Origin of the sequence: Microbacterium sp. Root53 (genome assembly GCF_001426925.1) — a bacterium.
Lineage (GTDB): Bacteria > Actinomycetota > Actinomycetes > Actinomycetales > Microbacteriaceae > Microbacterium.
In genome coordinates, this window is sequence record NZ_LMFR01000024.1 from 132,804 (window position 1) to 146,276 (window position 13,473).

The 13,473-nt window shown below is 74.1% G+C and carries 13 protein-coding genes; 8 read left to right on the top strand and 5 right to left on the bottom strand.

Translation table 11 applies throughout. The annotated features are described in order from the left end of the window. Positions 1 to 22 precede the first annotated feature (22 nt). Both ASD19_RS12115 and ASD19_RS12120 read left to right on the top strand, forming a co-directional pair. Positions 23 to 1,435 carry an O-antigen ligase family protein gene (locus tag ASD19_RS12115; RefSeq protein ID WP_156377196.1) on the top strand — a complete coding sequence of 471 codons (1,413 nt, stop codon included), beginning with the start codon at positions 23 to 25 and terminating at the stop codon, positions 1,433 to 1,435. Next, complete coding sequence (locus tag ASD19_RS12120) at positions 1,432 to 2,586, top strand: glycosyltransferase (protein ID WP_055993102.1); 1,155 nt, start codon at positions 1,432 to 1,434, stop codon at positions 2,584 to 2,586. The genes ASD19_RS12115 and ASD19_RS12120 overlap by 4 nt, the downstream gene beginning before the upstream one ends. Before the next feature lie 27 nt (positions 2,587 to 2,613). On the opposite strand, the gene ASD19_RS12125 is transcribed toward ASD19_RS12120, so the two are convergent. The 5 genes from ASD19_RS12125 to cysK form a co-directional block, all read right to left on the bottom strand. Further along, positions 2,614 to 4,383 carry a glycosyltransferase gene (locus ASD19_RS12125; RefSeq protein WP_055993104.1) on the bottom strand — a complete coding sequence of 590 codons (1,770 nt, stop codon included), beginning with the start codon at positions 4,381 to 4,383 and terminating at the stop codon, positions 2,614 to 2,616. Further along, entirely contained in the window at positions 4,376 to 5,212 is an 837-nt protein-coding gene (locus ASD19_RS12130) for a WecB/TagA/CpsF family glycosyltransferase (RefSeq protein WP_055993106.1), read from the bottom strand. The genes ASD19_RS12125 and ASD19_RS12130 overlap by 8 nt, the downstream gene beginning before the upstream one ends. 107 nt (positions 5,213 to 5,319) lie before the next feature. Then, positions 5,320 to 6,717 (bottom strand): amidase, encoded by a 1,398-nt coding sequence (locus ASD19_RS12135; RefSeq protein WP_055993108.1) that lies wholly within the window; start codon positions 6,715 to 6,717, stop codon positions 5,320 to 5,322. Positions 6,718 to 6,730: 13 nt separating this feature from the next. After that, on the bottom strand, positions 6,731 to 7,294 hold the full coding sequence (gene epsC / locus ASD19_RS12140; RefSeq protein WP_055993110.1) for a serine O-acetyltransferase EpsC: 564 nt from the start codon (positions 7,292 to 7,294) through the stop codon (positions 6,731 to 6,733). 31 nt (positions 7,295 to 7,325) lie between these two features. Beyond that, a complete protein-coding gene (gene cysK, locus ASD19_RS12145; RefSeq protein WP_055993112.1) occupies positions 7,326 to 8,264 on the bottom strand; it encodes a cysteine synthase A in 939 nt (312 codons plus the stop codon). A gap of 206 nt (positions 8,265 to 8,470) precedes the next feature. Here cysK and prmC point away from each other — a divergent pair, with 206 nt between their 5' ends. The 6 genes from prmC to atpE all read left to right on the top strand — a co-directional run bounded on the left by prmC (position 8,471) and on the right by atpE (position 13,450). Then, positions 8,471 to 9,361: a peptide chain release factor N(5)-glutamine methyltransferase gene (prmC, locus tag ASD19_RS12150; protein WP_055993114.1), complete on the top strand. Its 891-nt coding sequence runs from the start codon at positions 8,471 to 8,473 to the stop codon at positions 9,359 to 9,361. 499 nt (positions 9,362 to 9,860) lie between these two features. Then, positions 9,861 to 10,583, top strand: coding sequence for an L-threonylcarbamoyladenylate synthase (locus ASD19_RS12155; RefSeq protein ID WP_055993116.1), 723 nt, complete (start codon positions 9,861 to 9,863; stop codon positions 10,581 to 10,583). Further along, complete coding sequence (locus tag ASD19_RS12160) at positions 10,580 to 11,722, top strand: MraY family glycosyltransferase (RefSeq protein WP_055993118.1); 1,143 nt, start codon at positions 10,580 to 10,582, stop codon at positions 11,720 to 11,722. Before ASD19_RS12155 ends, ASD19_RS12160 begins: the two co-directional genes overlap by 4 nt. Then, positions 11,723 to 12,214 carry a hypothetical protein gene (locus ASD19_RS12165; protein WP_055993120.1) on the top strand — a complete coding sequence of 164 codons (492 nt, stop codon included), beginning with the start codon at positions 11,723 to 11,725 and terminating at the stop codon, positions 12,212 to 12,214. 155 nt (positions 12,215 to 12,369) lie between these two features. Continuing rightward, positions 12,370 to 13,161: a F0F1 ATP synthase subunit A gene (gene atpB, locus ASD19_RS12170; RefSeq protein WP_082543176.1), complete on the top strand. Its 792-nt coding sequence runs from the start codon at positions 12,370 to 12,372 to the stop codon at positions 13,159 to 13,161. 43 nt (positions 13,162 to 13,204) lie between these two features. Further along, entirely contained in the window at positions 13,205 to 13,450 is a 246-nt protein-coding gene (gene atpE, locus ASD19_RS12175; RefSeq protein WP_055993122.1) for an ATP synthase F0 subunit C, read from the top strand. Positions 13,451 to 13,473: the final 23 nt, after the last annotated feature.

Sequence of the window (13,473 nt, forward strand, 5' to 3'; positions counted from 1 at the left end):
GATCCGGATGGACGAGGTGCGGATGCGCGAGACCCGCGGCGACGGCCCGCCGGAAGCGGCGCGACGGGCGCGGCCGTCCTCCGCGGCGCCGCCCGTGTCGGTCGCCTGGGGGCGGATGGCCGCGCGCCCGCGCGCCGGCAGCGCCCTGACGATGGTCACGGTCTACGTCGTCCTGCTGTTCGGCGTGCCGTCGAACCTCGTGGTCACGGGCCTCGGCTCGATGGGGCGGCCCTCGCTGCTGTGGGGGCTCGTGCTCCTGCTGTGGTGGGTCGTGGTGCGGCTGCAGGCCCGCGCGATCGACGTGCCGCCCGCGCCGCAGCCGCTGCGGTGGGCATACGTGGCGCTGCTGGTCGTCGCTCTCGTCAGCTTCTCGGCCGCCATGCTGCGCGGCCAGCCGCACGACCAGATCGGATCGGCCGTGTCGTCCATCGTGCGGCTGCTGTCGTGGGCGGGCGTGCTGCTCGTCACCATGGACGGTCTGCGCACCCTGCGCGACCTGGATGCGCTCGTGGGCCGCATCGTCGCGGCCGGCACCCTGGTGGCGGTGCTGGGGATCGCGCAGTTCACGACCGGCCAGACGCTGCACGACGTGTTCGCGCTCATCCCGGGGCTGCAGGCCGAGGACGCCGGCGTGATCGCGCGGGGCGGCTTCACCCGGCCCACCGGCACCGCGACGCATCCGCTGGAGTACTCGGCGGCGATCTGCTCGATCATCCCGCTGGCCGTGACCCTTGGCGTGACGCGCGCGGCGGAGGGGCGCGGCCGCCTGCCGTGGACGTGGATCCCGGCGGCGCTGATCGTGTTCGCGGCCATCCTCGCCGTGTCGCGCTCCGGGCTGATCGGGCTCGCGGTGGCGCTCGTGCTGTCGCTTCCCGCGCTGCCGAAGGCCTACCGCTGGATGGTGGCCGCGGGCGGCGGCGTCGCCGCCGCCGCGGCCGCCGTGGCCGTGCCGGGCCTGTACGGCACGATCGTCGGCCTGTTCCTCGGCATCGGCACGGACTCGAGCACCGAGTCGCGCACGGACGGCCTCGCGCGGCTGCCGGAGTTCCTGGCCACGAGCCCCGTGATCGGCGTGGGCTTCGGCACGTTCCTGCCGCGCTACTACATCTTCGACAACCAGTGGGCGCTGCTGCTGCTCGAGCTGGGCGTCCTCGGCCTGCTCGCCGCCGGCGCCGTGGTGGGGACCGCCGCCTGGGGTGCGGTGCAGACCGTGCGCCGGTCGCCGTACCCCGACGTCGCGGCCCTCGGCCGCGGCGTCGCGGCGGCGCTGCTGACCACGGCCGTGCTGTTCGCGTTCTTCGACGGGCTGAGCTTCCCGATCTCGGCCGGCATGTTCGCCCTGCTCCTGGGGCTCGCCGGCGCGGTGCGGGCGATCGGCCATGCCGACGGTCGGATGGGGCTCGCGCGCGTCCTCGCCCCTCGGAGGCGGGGATGACGCCCCGCGCGGTCGCCCGCGCATCCGCGGCGGGCACGGAGGCGACGGACGCCCGCGCCCGCCCGCGCGTGCTCGTGCTCGCCAACACGCTGTTCTCGCCGCCGTACCCCGACGAGCTCGCCGCGCTGCGCGATCCGGGCACGCCCCGCGCGTGGATCAGCGACGTGGACGCCGACCTGGAGTACGTGGACCGGCGGATGCGCACCCGCCCGCCGCGCCGGCGGCGCGCGCTGTACCGCCGCCTTCCCATGTGGCTCGTGCAGGTGCTCGAGGCCCACCGGGTCGGCCGCGACTACGACGCGATCCTCTGCTGGAGCGTCGCGGACGTCGCGCTCGCGCTGGCGCTGCTGTGCCGGCTGAGCCGGCGCCGGCTGCCCATCGTGGCGCTCCTGACCCGCGTGTCCGAGCGCAAGAAGGCCCGGCTGCTGCGGTTCGCGCACCCCGCGCTGGCGCGGATCATCCTGCCGCCCGTCACGCAGCGCGAGTTCGCGGCGCGCGAGCTGGGCGTCCCCGAGTCCAAGCTCGTGGCGCTGCCGTGGACGCTCGACACGCGCTTCTGGGCGGACGACGGATCCGCCGCTCCCACCGCCGGGTCCACGACCGTGTGCGCCGCGGGCGGCGAGATGCGCGACTACCCGACGCTCGTGCGCGCCATGACGGGCCTCGACATCCCGTGCCACATCGCCGGGGTGCTCGACACCGCGCGGCCCGACTGGTGGAACGCGGACGACGGCGACCGCCGGGGCGAGGACCTCGTGCCGCCGAACGTCACGTTCGGCACGATGCCGGCCGCCGAGCTGAGGGCGCTCTACGCGCGGTCCCGCGCCGTCGTGGTGCCGCTGCGGCCCACCGACAGCGACAACGGCATCACGTGCATGAACGAGGCGTGGGCGATGGGCAGGCCCGTGATCGTCTCGGCCGTGGCGGGCCAGCGCGACGCGTTCGTCGACGGGCGCGAGGGGCTGTGGGTGCCGCCGGGAGACGCGGACGCGCTGCGGGAGGCCGTCCTGAGCCTCTGGAACGACCCGGAGCGCGCGGCCGCGATGGGCGCCGCGGGGCGGCGTCGCGTCGAGGCCGAGCGCGACCACCGCGTGTTCAGCGACGGCGTGAGCCGCGTCCTGGCCGAGGTCGCGGCGGCGCCCCGGCGCTGAGCCGGGGCCCCGCGGCGCGGACGGGCCTCAGCCCGCCACGGCCAGGCGCGTCGACTCGTCGCGCTCCCACATCGCACCGGAGCGCGCGGCGGGGCGGGCGGCGCGCCGCCGCGCCGCGAGCGCGAACGCGGCGTACACGAGCGCGTCCCACGCGGTGGCCGGGCCGGTCACGGTGCGCAGCAGGCCGCGCAGCGTCGACCGGTGCGTGTCCACGCCCAGCTGCGCCGGCCCCCGGCGCACTCGAACGAGCGTCGAGAGCAGGGCGCCGGTCGTGCGCGGCACGCGCACGCGCACGGGCGCGAGCGGCGGGATGACCTTGGCCTCCTCCGGGATGCTCGCGTCCACGTGCACGTCGTCGGCGGTCACCGGGGGCAGGGGCGCGACCCGCGCCTCGCCCTCGGACGAGAGCGCGTAGACGCCGGCGCCCCAGATCGCGCCGGTGAGCTCGGGCACCCGGGCCCGGGCGCGGTAGTACGCCCGGACCCACGGATCCGCGCCGGAGGCGTCGTACGCGAACGGCGGCCGTCCGGCCAGCGCTCCGCGCCGCCGCAGCGCGCGCACGAGGCCGGGGATCGCGGCCGCCGGCAGGTCGATGTCCGCATCGAGCACGATCACGGGCCGGACGGTCGTGAGCCGCAGCCCGGCGTTGAGCGCGGCGGGCTTCGAGCCCTGCGGCAGCTCCACGACGCGCACCCCGGCGAACGCGCGCGCCCGCTCGGCGGTGTCGTCCGAGCATCCGTTGCACACCACGACCACCTCGATCGAGCCGGCCGCCGCGGGCTCCGCGAGCCGCGCGAGCGTGCGGGCGATCACGGCGGCCTCCTGGTGCGCCGGGATGAGCACGGCCGCGACGGGCGTGCCGTGGCCCCGCCAGGTGGCCGCCGGCAGGTCCTCCCACCGGCGCTCGTCCGTCAGCACCCGCAGCAGCGCCCGGTGCCGCCGCCCGCGGACCGCGCGCAGCGCCGTGCCGAGCACGACGGCGGCCCGGTACGCGCGCGCGCGGCGCGGCGCGTGCCGGCGCATGTAGCGCACGCGGTTGACCTGCAGCAGCGCGTCGAGCGCGGGCGACGAGCCGGATCCGCCCTGCGCGTGGGCGACCGTCGCGGCCGGCTCGTAGCGCACCGCGAATCCGGCGTTGCGCACGCGTCGCAGGTAGTCGGTCTCCTCGGAGTAGAGGAAGAACCGCTCGTCCCACTCGCCGACCCGGGCCACGGCCTCGGCGGACAGCAGCACGGCGGCTCCCGTGGCCCAGTCCACGTCGTGCGCGTGCGCGTACGCACGCGGATCCCGCACGGCCTCCGACCACGCGCGGCCGCGCCGCACCGGGCCGAGCAGTGCGTCGCCCAGGGCGCGACGCACACCGGGCTCGCGGAACAGCGACGGCGCGGTGCGACCGCCGGCGTCCACGATGCGCGGCACCACGGCCCCGCGGGCGGGGTCCTCGCGCAGCGTCCGGAGCAGCGCCGACACGGCGCCGCGACCCAGGCGCAGGTCCGGGTTGAGCACGAGCACGCTCGCGGCGTCGCCGACGTGCTCGAGCCCGGCGTTCACCCCGCCCGCGTAGCCGAGGTTGCCGCCCGTGGCCACCGAGATCACATCAGGGTGGCCACGGGCGACCCGCAGGGTGTCGTCGCGGGGGGAGTTGTCGACGACGATCACCCGCAGGTCGAGGTCACGGGCCTCCAGCCGGAGCCCTTTCAGCAGGGCCCCCAGGTCGGCTGCGCTCTGGTACGTCACGACGATCGCCGCGACGTCGGCCGGGCCCGTGCGCGCGAAGCGGCCGGGCAGGTCAGGCATGGCGCTGCATCGGCACGGCGAGCACGGCCGCCGCGGCGCCGCGCGCCGAGCGGCGCAGCGCGAGGTAGGCGGGCGGCCCCTCGACGAGGTAGCGGCGGGCGAGGCGGCGCGGCTCGTGCAGCAGGCGCCAGGCCCACTCGAGCCCGGCCTCCGAGATCCACCGCGGGGCGCGGCTGACGCGGCCGGCGAGGAAGTCCACGACCGCGCCGAAGGCCAGCATCACGCCCGCGCCGGTCTGGGCGCCGTACGCGGCGATCCACTGCTCCTGTCGCGGCTTGCCCAGGCACACGAGGAGCACGTCGGGGCCGGCCTCGCGGATCTCGGCCGCGAGGCGCGCGGCGCGCGACGGCGACGTCAGGTCGTCGGCGGGCGGGGTCCAGTGGCCCGCGAACCGGATGCCGGGCCAGTCCACGGCGAACCGGCGCCGCAGGGCGCGCGTGACGGCCGGCTGCCCGCCGAGCACCGCGACCGACAGGCCGCGCGCGGCGGCGCGGTCCAGGACGGCGCCGATCAGGTCGCTGCCCGAGAGCTTGGGGTGGTCGTGCCCGGTCTTGCGGCGCGCGAACGCGGCGATGGGAGAGCCGTCGATCAGGTTCAGCCACTCGACGCCGCCCTCGGCGGTCAGCGGAGCGGGGTGGTGCGTATGGCGCCCGAAGTGGTGCAGGTGGTCGAGGTTGATCGAGGCCACGCCCAGCGGGTGCTCCGGATGGTGCTCCGCCGCCTCGACGATCACCTCCAGGGCGGGCTCGGCCGCCACGAGGTGGATCGGCACGCCGTCCGTGTCCAGCGTCGGGATGGCCCCCGTGAGGGTGCCGGGCTGCTGCGTCATCGTGATCCCTTCCGGGCCACGTCGATCGGGGGTGCGCGGCCGCGTCGAGGACCAGGAGTCGCGACGCGGCCCTTTGATTCACCCGGCGGGCGGATTCGCCCGGCGTGTCACCAGGCCGGCGGGCGCGGCAGCGCGCCGCGCGCGGCCTCGAGCTGCGCGGCCAGGCGCAGGACGACCGCCTCGCCGCCGGGTCGGCCGATCAGCTGGACGCTGACGGGATGCCCGCCGGGAGCCTCCGCCACCGGGACCGTCACGGCCGGGAGCCCGGCGACGTTGACGAAGCTGCTGTACGGCGCGTACTCGCACTGGCGCGCGAAGCTGAGCTCCGGGTCGTCCTGCGCGAACCAGCCGATCGGGCGCGGGAGCAGCCCGAGCGCCGGGGTCAGCACGGCGTCGAAGCCCGCGAACGCCTCGATCGTGCGACGTTCGAACGCGGTCGCCGCCGCGAGCGCGCCCAGCAGGCGCTCGGCGGACAGCGCACGGCCCTCGCGGGCGAGCCATGCCGTGATCGGCTCGAGCTCGTCGAGGCGCTCGTCCGGCACCGGGATGCGCGCGGCGGACGCGCGCCACAGCGTCATGAACATGTCGGCGTAGCCCTCGGGCCGCCACGCGGCGTCCTCGAGCTCGTGGCCCGCGCCGGACAGCACGCGGGCCGCGTGCGCGAAGGCCTCGCGGGCGCTCACGTCGAGCCGGATGTCCAGCGACTCGTCCCAGGGCGAGACCGTGGTCATCCCGATCCGCAGCCGCCCCGCGGGCGCGCGGAGGGCGTCCGCGAAGGGCCCCTCGCCAGGCGCGCGCGTCGCGTAGGGGAGCGGCCCGGCGGTCAGGGCGTCGAGCAGCAGGGCGGCGTCGTCCACGGTGCGGGCGATCGGGCCGGCCACCGCGAGGCCGCCGGGGGAGTCGAGGCCCGATCCCGCCGGCACGCGCCCGCGCGACGGCTTGAGTCCCACGACGCCCACCGTCGCGGACGGGATCCGGATGGAGCCGCCGCCGTCCGACGCGGGCGCGGCGGGCAGCAGCCCGGCGGCGACCGCCACGGCCGCGCCGCCGCTGGAGCCGCCCGCGCCGTTCGCCGGATCCCACGGATCGCGCGCCGGCGGGCCGATGCGGGTCTCGGTGAAGCCCGTCAGTCCGAACTCCGGCGTCGCGGTCTTGCCGAGGCTCACGGCGCCGGCGTCGTCGAGCGCCAGCGCGAGCGGATCCGAGCGGGCGGGCACGTCGTGCGCGGACCACCGCGAGCCGTAGCGCGTGGGCACGCCCGCGCGTGCGGTGAGGTCCTTGTCGGCGAGCGGCACGCCCCACAGCGGCGGCGCGTCGGCCGGCGGACGCCCGAGCGACGCGGCGCGGCGCAGGGCCGCGTCCGCCGTCACCTCGGCGAACGCGCCCAGGTCGCGGCGCGCCTCGATCCGCGCCAGGAAGTGCCCGGCGGCCTCGGCGGGCGTCACGTCGCCGCGTCGCAGCGCGGCGGCGAGCCCCCGCAGGCCGAGCTCGTGCAACGCGGTCATGGCACCGGGCCGATCAGATGACGTACTCGGGGGCCATCATGACGCGGCGGGTGTCCTCGCCCGCGCCGCGCGGGCGCGCCTTCGCGGGGATGCCGACCACGATGCTGTCGGCGGGGGCGTCCTTCGTGACGACGGCGTTGGCGCCCACGGCGCTGCGCGCGCCGATCGTGACGGGGCCGAGCACCTTGGCCCCCGCGCCGACCGCCACGCCGTCCTCCAGCGTGGGGTGGCGCTTGCCCTGGGTCAGCGACGTGCCGCCGAGCGTGACGCCGTGGTAGAGCATGACGTCGTCGCCGATCTCGGCCGTCTCGCCGATCACGACGCCCATGCCGTGGTCGATGAAGAAGCGCCGCCCGATGCGGGCGCCCGGGTGGATCTCGACGCCCGTGAGCCAGCGCGTGAGCTGCGACCCGGCGCGGGCGACGAACCGCCATCCGCGCGTCCACAGCCAGTGGTTGACGCGATGGGCCCACACCGCGTGGAGACCCGGATACAGCGCCACGATCTCGAGGAAGCCGCGCGCCGCCGGATCACGGCGACGCGCGGCTGCGACATCCTCGCGGATGTTCAATCCCATGGGCTCGAGCCTATCGGCGGCGGAGCGGCGCTCAGTCCTCGCGCAGGTCCTCGAACAGCGCGGTCGAGATGTAGCGCTCGCCCGTGTCCGGCACGATCACGACGACCTTCTTGCCGGCGTTCTCGGGGCGCTTGGCGATCTCGGTCGCCGCCCAGACCGCGGCGCCCGCCGAGATGCCGGCCAGGATGCCCTCGCCGGCGGCCAGCGCGCGGGACGTCGCGATGGCGTCCTCGAACTCGACGCCCACGACCTCGTCGTAGATCTCGGTGTCGAGGATCGGCGGCACGAAGTTGGGGCCGATGCCCTGGATCTTCGCGGGGCCGGGGGTGCCCGTCGACAGCAGCGGCGAGGCGGTCGGCTCGACCGCGACGACCTGGACGTCCGGCTTCTTGGCCTTGAGCGCCTGGCCGACGCCCGTGATCGTGCCGCCGGTGCCGACGCCCGCGACGAAGATGTCGACCTCGCCGTCGGTGTCGTTCCAGATCTCCTCGGCCGTGGTGCGGCGGTGGATCTCGGGGTTCGCGGCGTTCGCGAACTGCTTGGCCAGGACCGCGCCCGGCGTCTCGGCGACGATGCGCTCCGCCTCGGCGAGCGCGGCCTTCATGCCGCCCGCGGGGTCGGTCAGCACCAGCTCGGCGCCGAACGCCTTGAGCAGGACGCGGCGCTCCTTCGACATCGACGCGGGCATCGTGAGGATGACCTTGTAGCCGCGGGCCGCGCCGATCAGCGCGAGGGCGATGCCCGTGTTGCCGCTCGTCGACTCGACGATCGTGCCGCCCGGCTTCAGCTCGCCCGACTCCTCGGCGGCGTTCACGATCGCGATGCCGAGGCGGTCCTTGACCGACGATCCGGGGTTGAAGTACTCGAGCTTCGCGAGCACTTCGGCACCCGCGCCCTCGGCGACGCGGTTCAGGCGCACGAGCGGCGTGTTCCCGAAGGCGGTGGTGATGTCGGCGTGGATGCCGGGCATGGCGGTTCTCCTCGGTGTGCGGGATGCGGTCTGCGGTGCTGCCGGGCGGACGGGGCGCCGCCAGGCATCAGCGTAGGGTCCCTTGCCGCTGCGGGGCGCGCGCGTGTGACGCATTGTGAAGCCGGATGCGCATTCCGCCGCCGGCATGCCCGCGCCCCGGGCCCCATCGCGGCCCGGGAATCCCGCGGCGATTAGGCTGGAACCCCATGACCGCCCTCTCCGCCGCGCCGGGCCTGCGCGATGCGCTCCGCGCGGCCGCGACCCGCCTCGCGGACGCCGGCGTGCCCGACCCCGAGGTCGACGCCGAGCTGCTGCTCGCGCACCTGCGGGGCCAGAGCCGCGGCGAGGTGCAGGCCGCGACGATCCGCGGCGACGAGCTGACGCCGGCCGAGAGCCACGCGTACGAGGAGCTGATCGCCCGCCGCGCGGCCCGCGAGCCGCTGCAGCACATCACGGGCGTCGCGTACTTCCGGCACCTGGAGCTGGCGGTCGGCCCCGGCGTCTTCGTGCCGCGGCCCGAGACCGAGTCGGTCGCGCAGTTCGCGATCGACGCCCTCCGCGCCGTGCCGGTCACGGCGGACGGCGAGGGGCCGATCGGCGTTGATCTCGGCACCGGCAGCGGCGCGATCGCGATCGCGATGGCCACCGAGGTCCCGCACGCGCGCATCCACGCCGCCGAGAACTCGCCCTACGCGTTCGTCTGGACCAGGGAGAACGTCGCCCGCTCGGGCGCGACGAACCTCCGGCTCGCGTTCGCCGACCTGGCGGTCGCGTTCCCGGAGCTCGACGGCACGGTCGACGTCGTGGTCTCCAACCCGCCGTACGTGCCCGACGACGCGATCCCGCGCGACCCCGAGGTGCGCCTGCACGACCCCGAGGCGGCGCTCTACGGCGGCCCCGACGGCCTCGACGTCGTGCGCGAGCTGAGCCGCGTCGGCATGCGCCTGCTGCGCCCCGGCGGCACGCTGATCATCGAGCACGGCGAGCTGCAGGGCCGCGCGATCCGCGACCTCCTCACGGCCGACGGCTGGCGCGCCGCCGCCACCCACCCCGACCTCACCCACCGCGACCGCACCACCACCGCCCTCCGCCCCTGACGCCCCTCGGCTCGCGTCGCTCGCACGGCGGAACAGGTCCGCCTCGTCCGCCTCGTCTGATGTGTGGTCGTCGAGCGACGAGCGCCAGCGAGGAGTCGAAACGTGGCCGCGCCCTCCCCAGCCGGCCGGGACGTCCGGTCTCGTTTCGACTCCGGCGCTGGCGCGCCTCCGCTCAACGACCAGGGGGTGGCGTCACGGCTTCGACTCGCTCCGCTCGCTCAGCCCGTTTCGTCTCCGCTGGCGCTCCGCTCAACGACCGAGACTGAGCCCGGACATCTACGGTCGTGCGAGCGAAGCGAGCGTGCCGCGAAGCGGCCGAATCGCAGCGCGAAGCGCTGCCGAACGGAGCGAAGCGACGTTTCTCGCTCGCAAGGGTGCCGCTTGCGGCCCCGCAGCGTGCGATCGCTTCTGAAAAGAACGGCGAAGCGACGCATCGATCGCGAGTCCCGGCGCGAAGCGTCGGGCGAACGATCGATCAGGACTCTCTACTATGTAAACGATGTCCTCCCCTCTCTTCGACTGCCGGGACGAGGCGCAGCTGCTGACCGGCATGCGTCAGGCGCGCCAGGCGATCGCCCGCGGCCATGTCGTCGTCATGCCCACCGACACCGTGTACGGCGTCGCGGCCGACGCGTTCAGCCCCGCAGCCGTGCAGCGCCTGCTGGATGCGAAGGGCCGCGGCCGCCAGCAGCCGCCGCCGGTGCTGGTGTCGGGGATCGACGCGATGCGTGCGCTGGTGGAGCAGGTGCCCGAGCCCGTCGAGCGGCTCGTGGAGCGGTTCTGGCCCGGCGGCCTGACGGTCGTGCTGCCGGCGCAGCCGTCGCTGTCGTGGGACCTGGGGGAGACCAAGGGCACCGTCGCGGTGCGGATGCCGGACCACCGGATCGCGCTGGAGCTGCTGAGCGAGACGGGCCCCCTGGCCGTGTCGAGCGCGAACCTCACGGGGCAGCCCGCGGCCGTCACGGGCGACGACGCCCGCGCCATGCTCGGCGACAGCGTCGCGGTGTACCTGGACGACGGCCCGTCGCGCACGGGCGTGGCGTCCACGATCGTCGACGCCACGTCGCTGGTCGGCGCGCACGAGGGCGACGCCGAGCCGCGCGTGCGCATCCTGCGCGACGGCGCGGTCTCGCGCGAGGAGCTCGCCGAGGTCCTGGGCGACCTGCTCGAGCTGCCCGAGCACGAGCCGCATGCGGGGCCCGACGACCGGCCGGGCGCGTGAGGCAGTACCTCTTCACGATCCTGCTGACGGCGGCGCTCACGACGGCGCTCGCCTGGGCGGTGTGGCGCCTGAGCATGCGCTTCAAGCTCTATCCGGGCATCCGCGACCGCGACGTGCACAAGACGCCGACGCCGCGGCTCGGGGGAGTGGCGATGTTCCTCGGGATCGTCGCCGCGATCGCGGTGTCATCCGCGAACCCGTTCTTCCAGCTGTTCTGGGCCGAGCCGGAGAAGGTGCTGTCCATCCTGGGCGCCATCCTCCTGATCGCTCTCGTGGGCGTGGCCGACGATCTGTGGGACCTCGACTGGGCGATCAAGCTCGGGGCCCAGTTTCTGGCCGCCGGCATCATCGCGGTCGGGGGAGGGCTGCAGATCTACGCCCTGCCGATCGGCGGGATGACGCTGTGGTCCGGGTGGGTGAGCATCGCGCTGACGATGTTCTCGATCGTCGTCGTCATGAACGCGGTGAACTTCATCGACGGGCTGGACGGCCTGGTCGCGGGCGTCTGCCTCATCGCCAACGGCGTGTTCTTCGCGTACTCGTACATCCTGACGCGCGACATCTCGACGTCGAACTCGAGCCTCGCGACGTTCATCGCGGCCGTGCTGATCGGGGCGTGCCTCGGGTTCCTGCCGCTGAATTGGAAGCCCGCCAAGCTGTTCATGGGCGACTCGGGCGCGCTCGTGCTCGGCCTGCTGATGGCCACCAGCGCGATCGCGGTGACCGAGCTGCCGCCGTCCCTGCTGGACCCGGACGACGGCATCGCGCGCTCGCAGCTGCTGGGTGCGTTCCTGCCCATCCTGCTGCCGATCGTGGTCGTGCTGCTGCCGCTGGCCGACTTCGGCCTCGCGGTGATCCGGCGCATGCGCGCCGGCCGGTCGCCGTTCGCGCCCGACCGCAAGCACCTGCACCACCGCATGCTGGACCTCGGCCACACCGACCGCGACGCGGTCCTGATCTTCTACGCGTGGACCGCGATCATCTCGCTCGCGTTCCTGCTGATGTACCTCGCGACGCGCGAGGACTGGTTCGGCTCGTACTGGCTCGGCGTCGTGTTCGGCGTGATCGGCGTCGCGGCCTGCCTCGTGCTCACCTTCCTTCCCACGCGGCGCTCGGCGCCCGCCCCCCAGGAGGCCTGAATGACCACCCCGGATCGCCCGCAGCCGCCCATCTCGAGCACGCCCGTGCTGCGCACCGCGCTCGTGTGGGGCGGCGTCGCGACGCTCGTGATCGCCGCGGTCGGCGGCGCCATCGGCTTCGCGGTCGCGGGCGTCGACGGCATGCTGAGCGCCTTCGCCGGCGCCGCGATCGCCGCGCTGTTCATGCTGCTCACGGCCGTCAGCATCCTGGTCGCCAACCGGTGGTTCGGCGACGCGCTGTACGTACCGATCTTCTTCGGCATCGTGCTGGGCGGCTGGCTGTTGAAGCTGGTGCTGTTCATCGTCGCCCTGATGCTCCTGCGCGGCCAGCCGTGGATCGAGCCGGTCGTGTTCTTCGTGGCCCTCGTGGTGAGCGTGATCGCGTCGCTGGCCGTCGACGGCATCGCGATGCTGCGCTCGCGCGAGCCGTACGTGGACGTGTCCCTGCCCGGGGCCCCGAAGGACGAGGATCCGAAGTTCGACGCGTCGTAGAAGCCGTCGATTCTTTGATAGGCTGACTGACGTTCCTGCCGAGTTCCCGCGGATGCCGATGGTGACATGGGGCCCGTGCAGATGACGACTTCCTGCCCTCCCCGGTCCTCGCACCGGAGCTATGAAGCCGGAGCCACACGTTGACTCAAGCCGCGATGCTGATCGTCTCTGCCGAAGAGACCGAAGGCGCGTTCCACCCGCCGTCGATCCTCGACTTCTTCCCTCCGGCGATCTTCCAGATCGGCTCGTTCGAGTTCACGCGCATCAACGCGGCCCAGCTGCTCGCCACCGCGGTCCTGGTGATCCTGCTCCTCGTCGGCACGCGCAACATGAAGGTCGTGCCGGGCCGCCTGCAGAGCGTCGTCGAGATGGGCCTGGACTTCGTCCGCGTCAACATCGCGCACGACATCCTCGGTCGCAAGGACGGCAACCGCTTCCTGCCGCTGCTGACCACGATGTTCTTCATGATCCTGTTCATGAACCTGACGGGCATCGTCCCCGGCATCAACATCGCCGGCACGAGCGTGATCGCGGTCCCGCTGCTGCTCGCCGTGATCTCGTACGTCACGTTCATCTACGCGGGCATCAAGAAGAGCCCCGGCGGCTTCTTCAAGAACGCGCTGTTCCCGTCGGGCGTCCCGGCCGCGCTGTACATCATCGTGACGCCGCTCGAGTTCCTGTCGACGTTCATCATCCGCCCCGTCACGCTGACGCTGCGACTCCTGATGAACATGATCGTCGGCCACCTCATGCTCGTCCTGTTCTTCTCGGCGACGCACTTCTTCTTCTTCACCGCGGGTGGATGGTGGACGCCTCTCGGCGTCGGCACCCTCGCCTTCGGTCTCGCCTTCACCCTGTTCGAGGTCCTGGTGGCTTTCCTCCAGGCCTACGTCTTCACGATCCTCACCGCGGTCTACATCCAGCTCGCGGTTGCGGAAGAGCACTGACGGTCCGCCACACGGCGCACCGCCTAACCGAAAGGAAAACCCCGTGGACGCTACTACGGTTCTCGCCAACGTGTACGGCTCGATCGCGACGGTCGGCTACGGTCTCGCCGCCATCGGCCCGGCCATCGGCGTGGGCATCGTCGTCGGCAAGACCATCGAGTCGGTTGCGCGTCAGCCCGAGCTCGCCGGTCGTCTGCAGGTTCTGATGTGGATCGGCATCGCCTTCACCGAGGCCCTCGCGTTCATCGGCATCGCGACCGGCTTCATCTTCGGCTACGCCGCCCAGTAACACTCGCTGCTGACACGTAAGGA

What these genes read in the sequence shown, in the direction of transcription:
- ASD19_RS12125 (WP_055993104.1), bottom strand. Translation starts at nt 4,383, where the DNA reads ATGCCTGACCTGCCCGGCCGCTTCGCGCGCACGGGCCCGGCCGACGTC.
- cysK (WP_055993112.1), bottom strand. Translation starts at nt 8,264, where the DNA reads ATGCCCGGCATCCACGCCGACATCACCACCGCCTTCGGGAACACGCCG.
- ASD19_RS12130 (WP_055993106.1), bottom strand. Translation starts at nt 5,212, where the DNA reads ATGACGCAGCAGCCCGGCACCCTCACGGGGGCCATCCCGACGCTGGAC.
- ASD19_RS12115 (WP_156377196.1), top strand. Translation starts at nt 23, where the DNA reads ATGCGCGAGACCCGCGGCGACGGCCCGCCGGAAGCGGCGCGACGGGCG.
- ASD19_RS12135 (WP_055993108.1), bottom strand. Translation starts at nt 6,717, where the DNA reads ATGACCGCGTTGCACGAGCTCGGCCTGCGGGGGCTCGCCGCCGCGCTG.
- epsC (WP_055993110.1), bottom strand. Translation starts at nt 7,294, where the DNA reads ATGGGATTGAACATCCGCGAGGATGTCGCAGCCGCGCGTCGCCGTGAT.
- ASD19_RS12155 (WP_055993116.1), top strand. Translation starts at nt 9,861, where the DNA reads ATGTCCTCCCCTCTCTTCGACTGCCGGGACGAGGCGCAGCTGCTGACC.
- ASD19_RS12120 (WP_055993102.1), top strand. Translation starts at nt 1,432, where the DNA reads ATGACGCCCCGCGCGGTCGCCCGCGCATCCGCGGCGGGCACGGAGGCG.
- prmC (WP_055993114.1), top strand. Translation starts at nt 8,471, where the DNA reads ATGACCGCCCTCTCCGCCGCGCCGGGCCTGCGCGATGCGCTCCGCGCG.
- atpB (WP_082543176.1), top strand. Translation starts at nt 12,370, where the DNA reads ATGCTGATCGTCTCTGCCGAAGAGACCGAAGGCGCGTTCCACCCGCCG.
- ASD19_RS12165 (WP_055993120.1), top strand. Translation starts at nt 11,723, where the DNA reads ATGACCACCCCGGATCGCCCGCAGCCGCCCATCTCGAGCACGCCCGTG.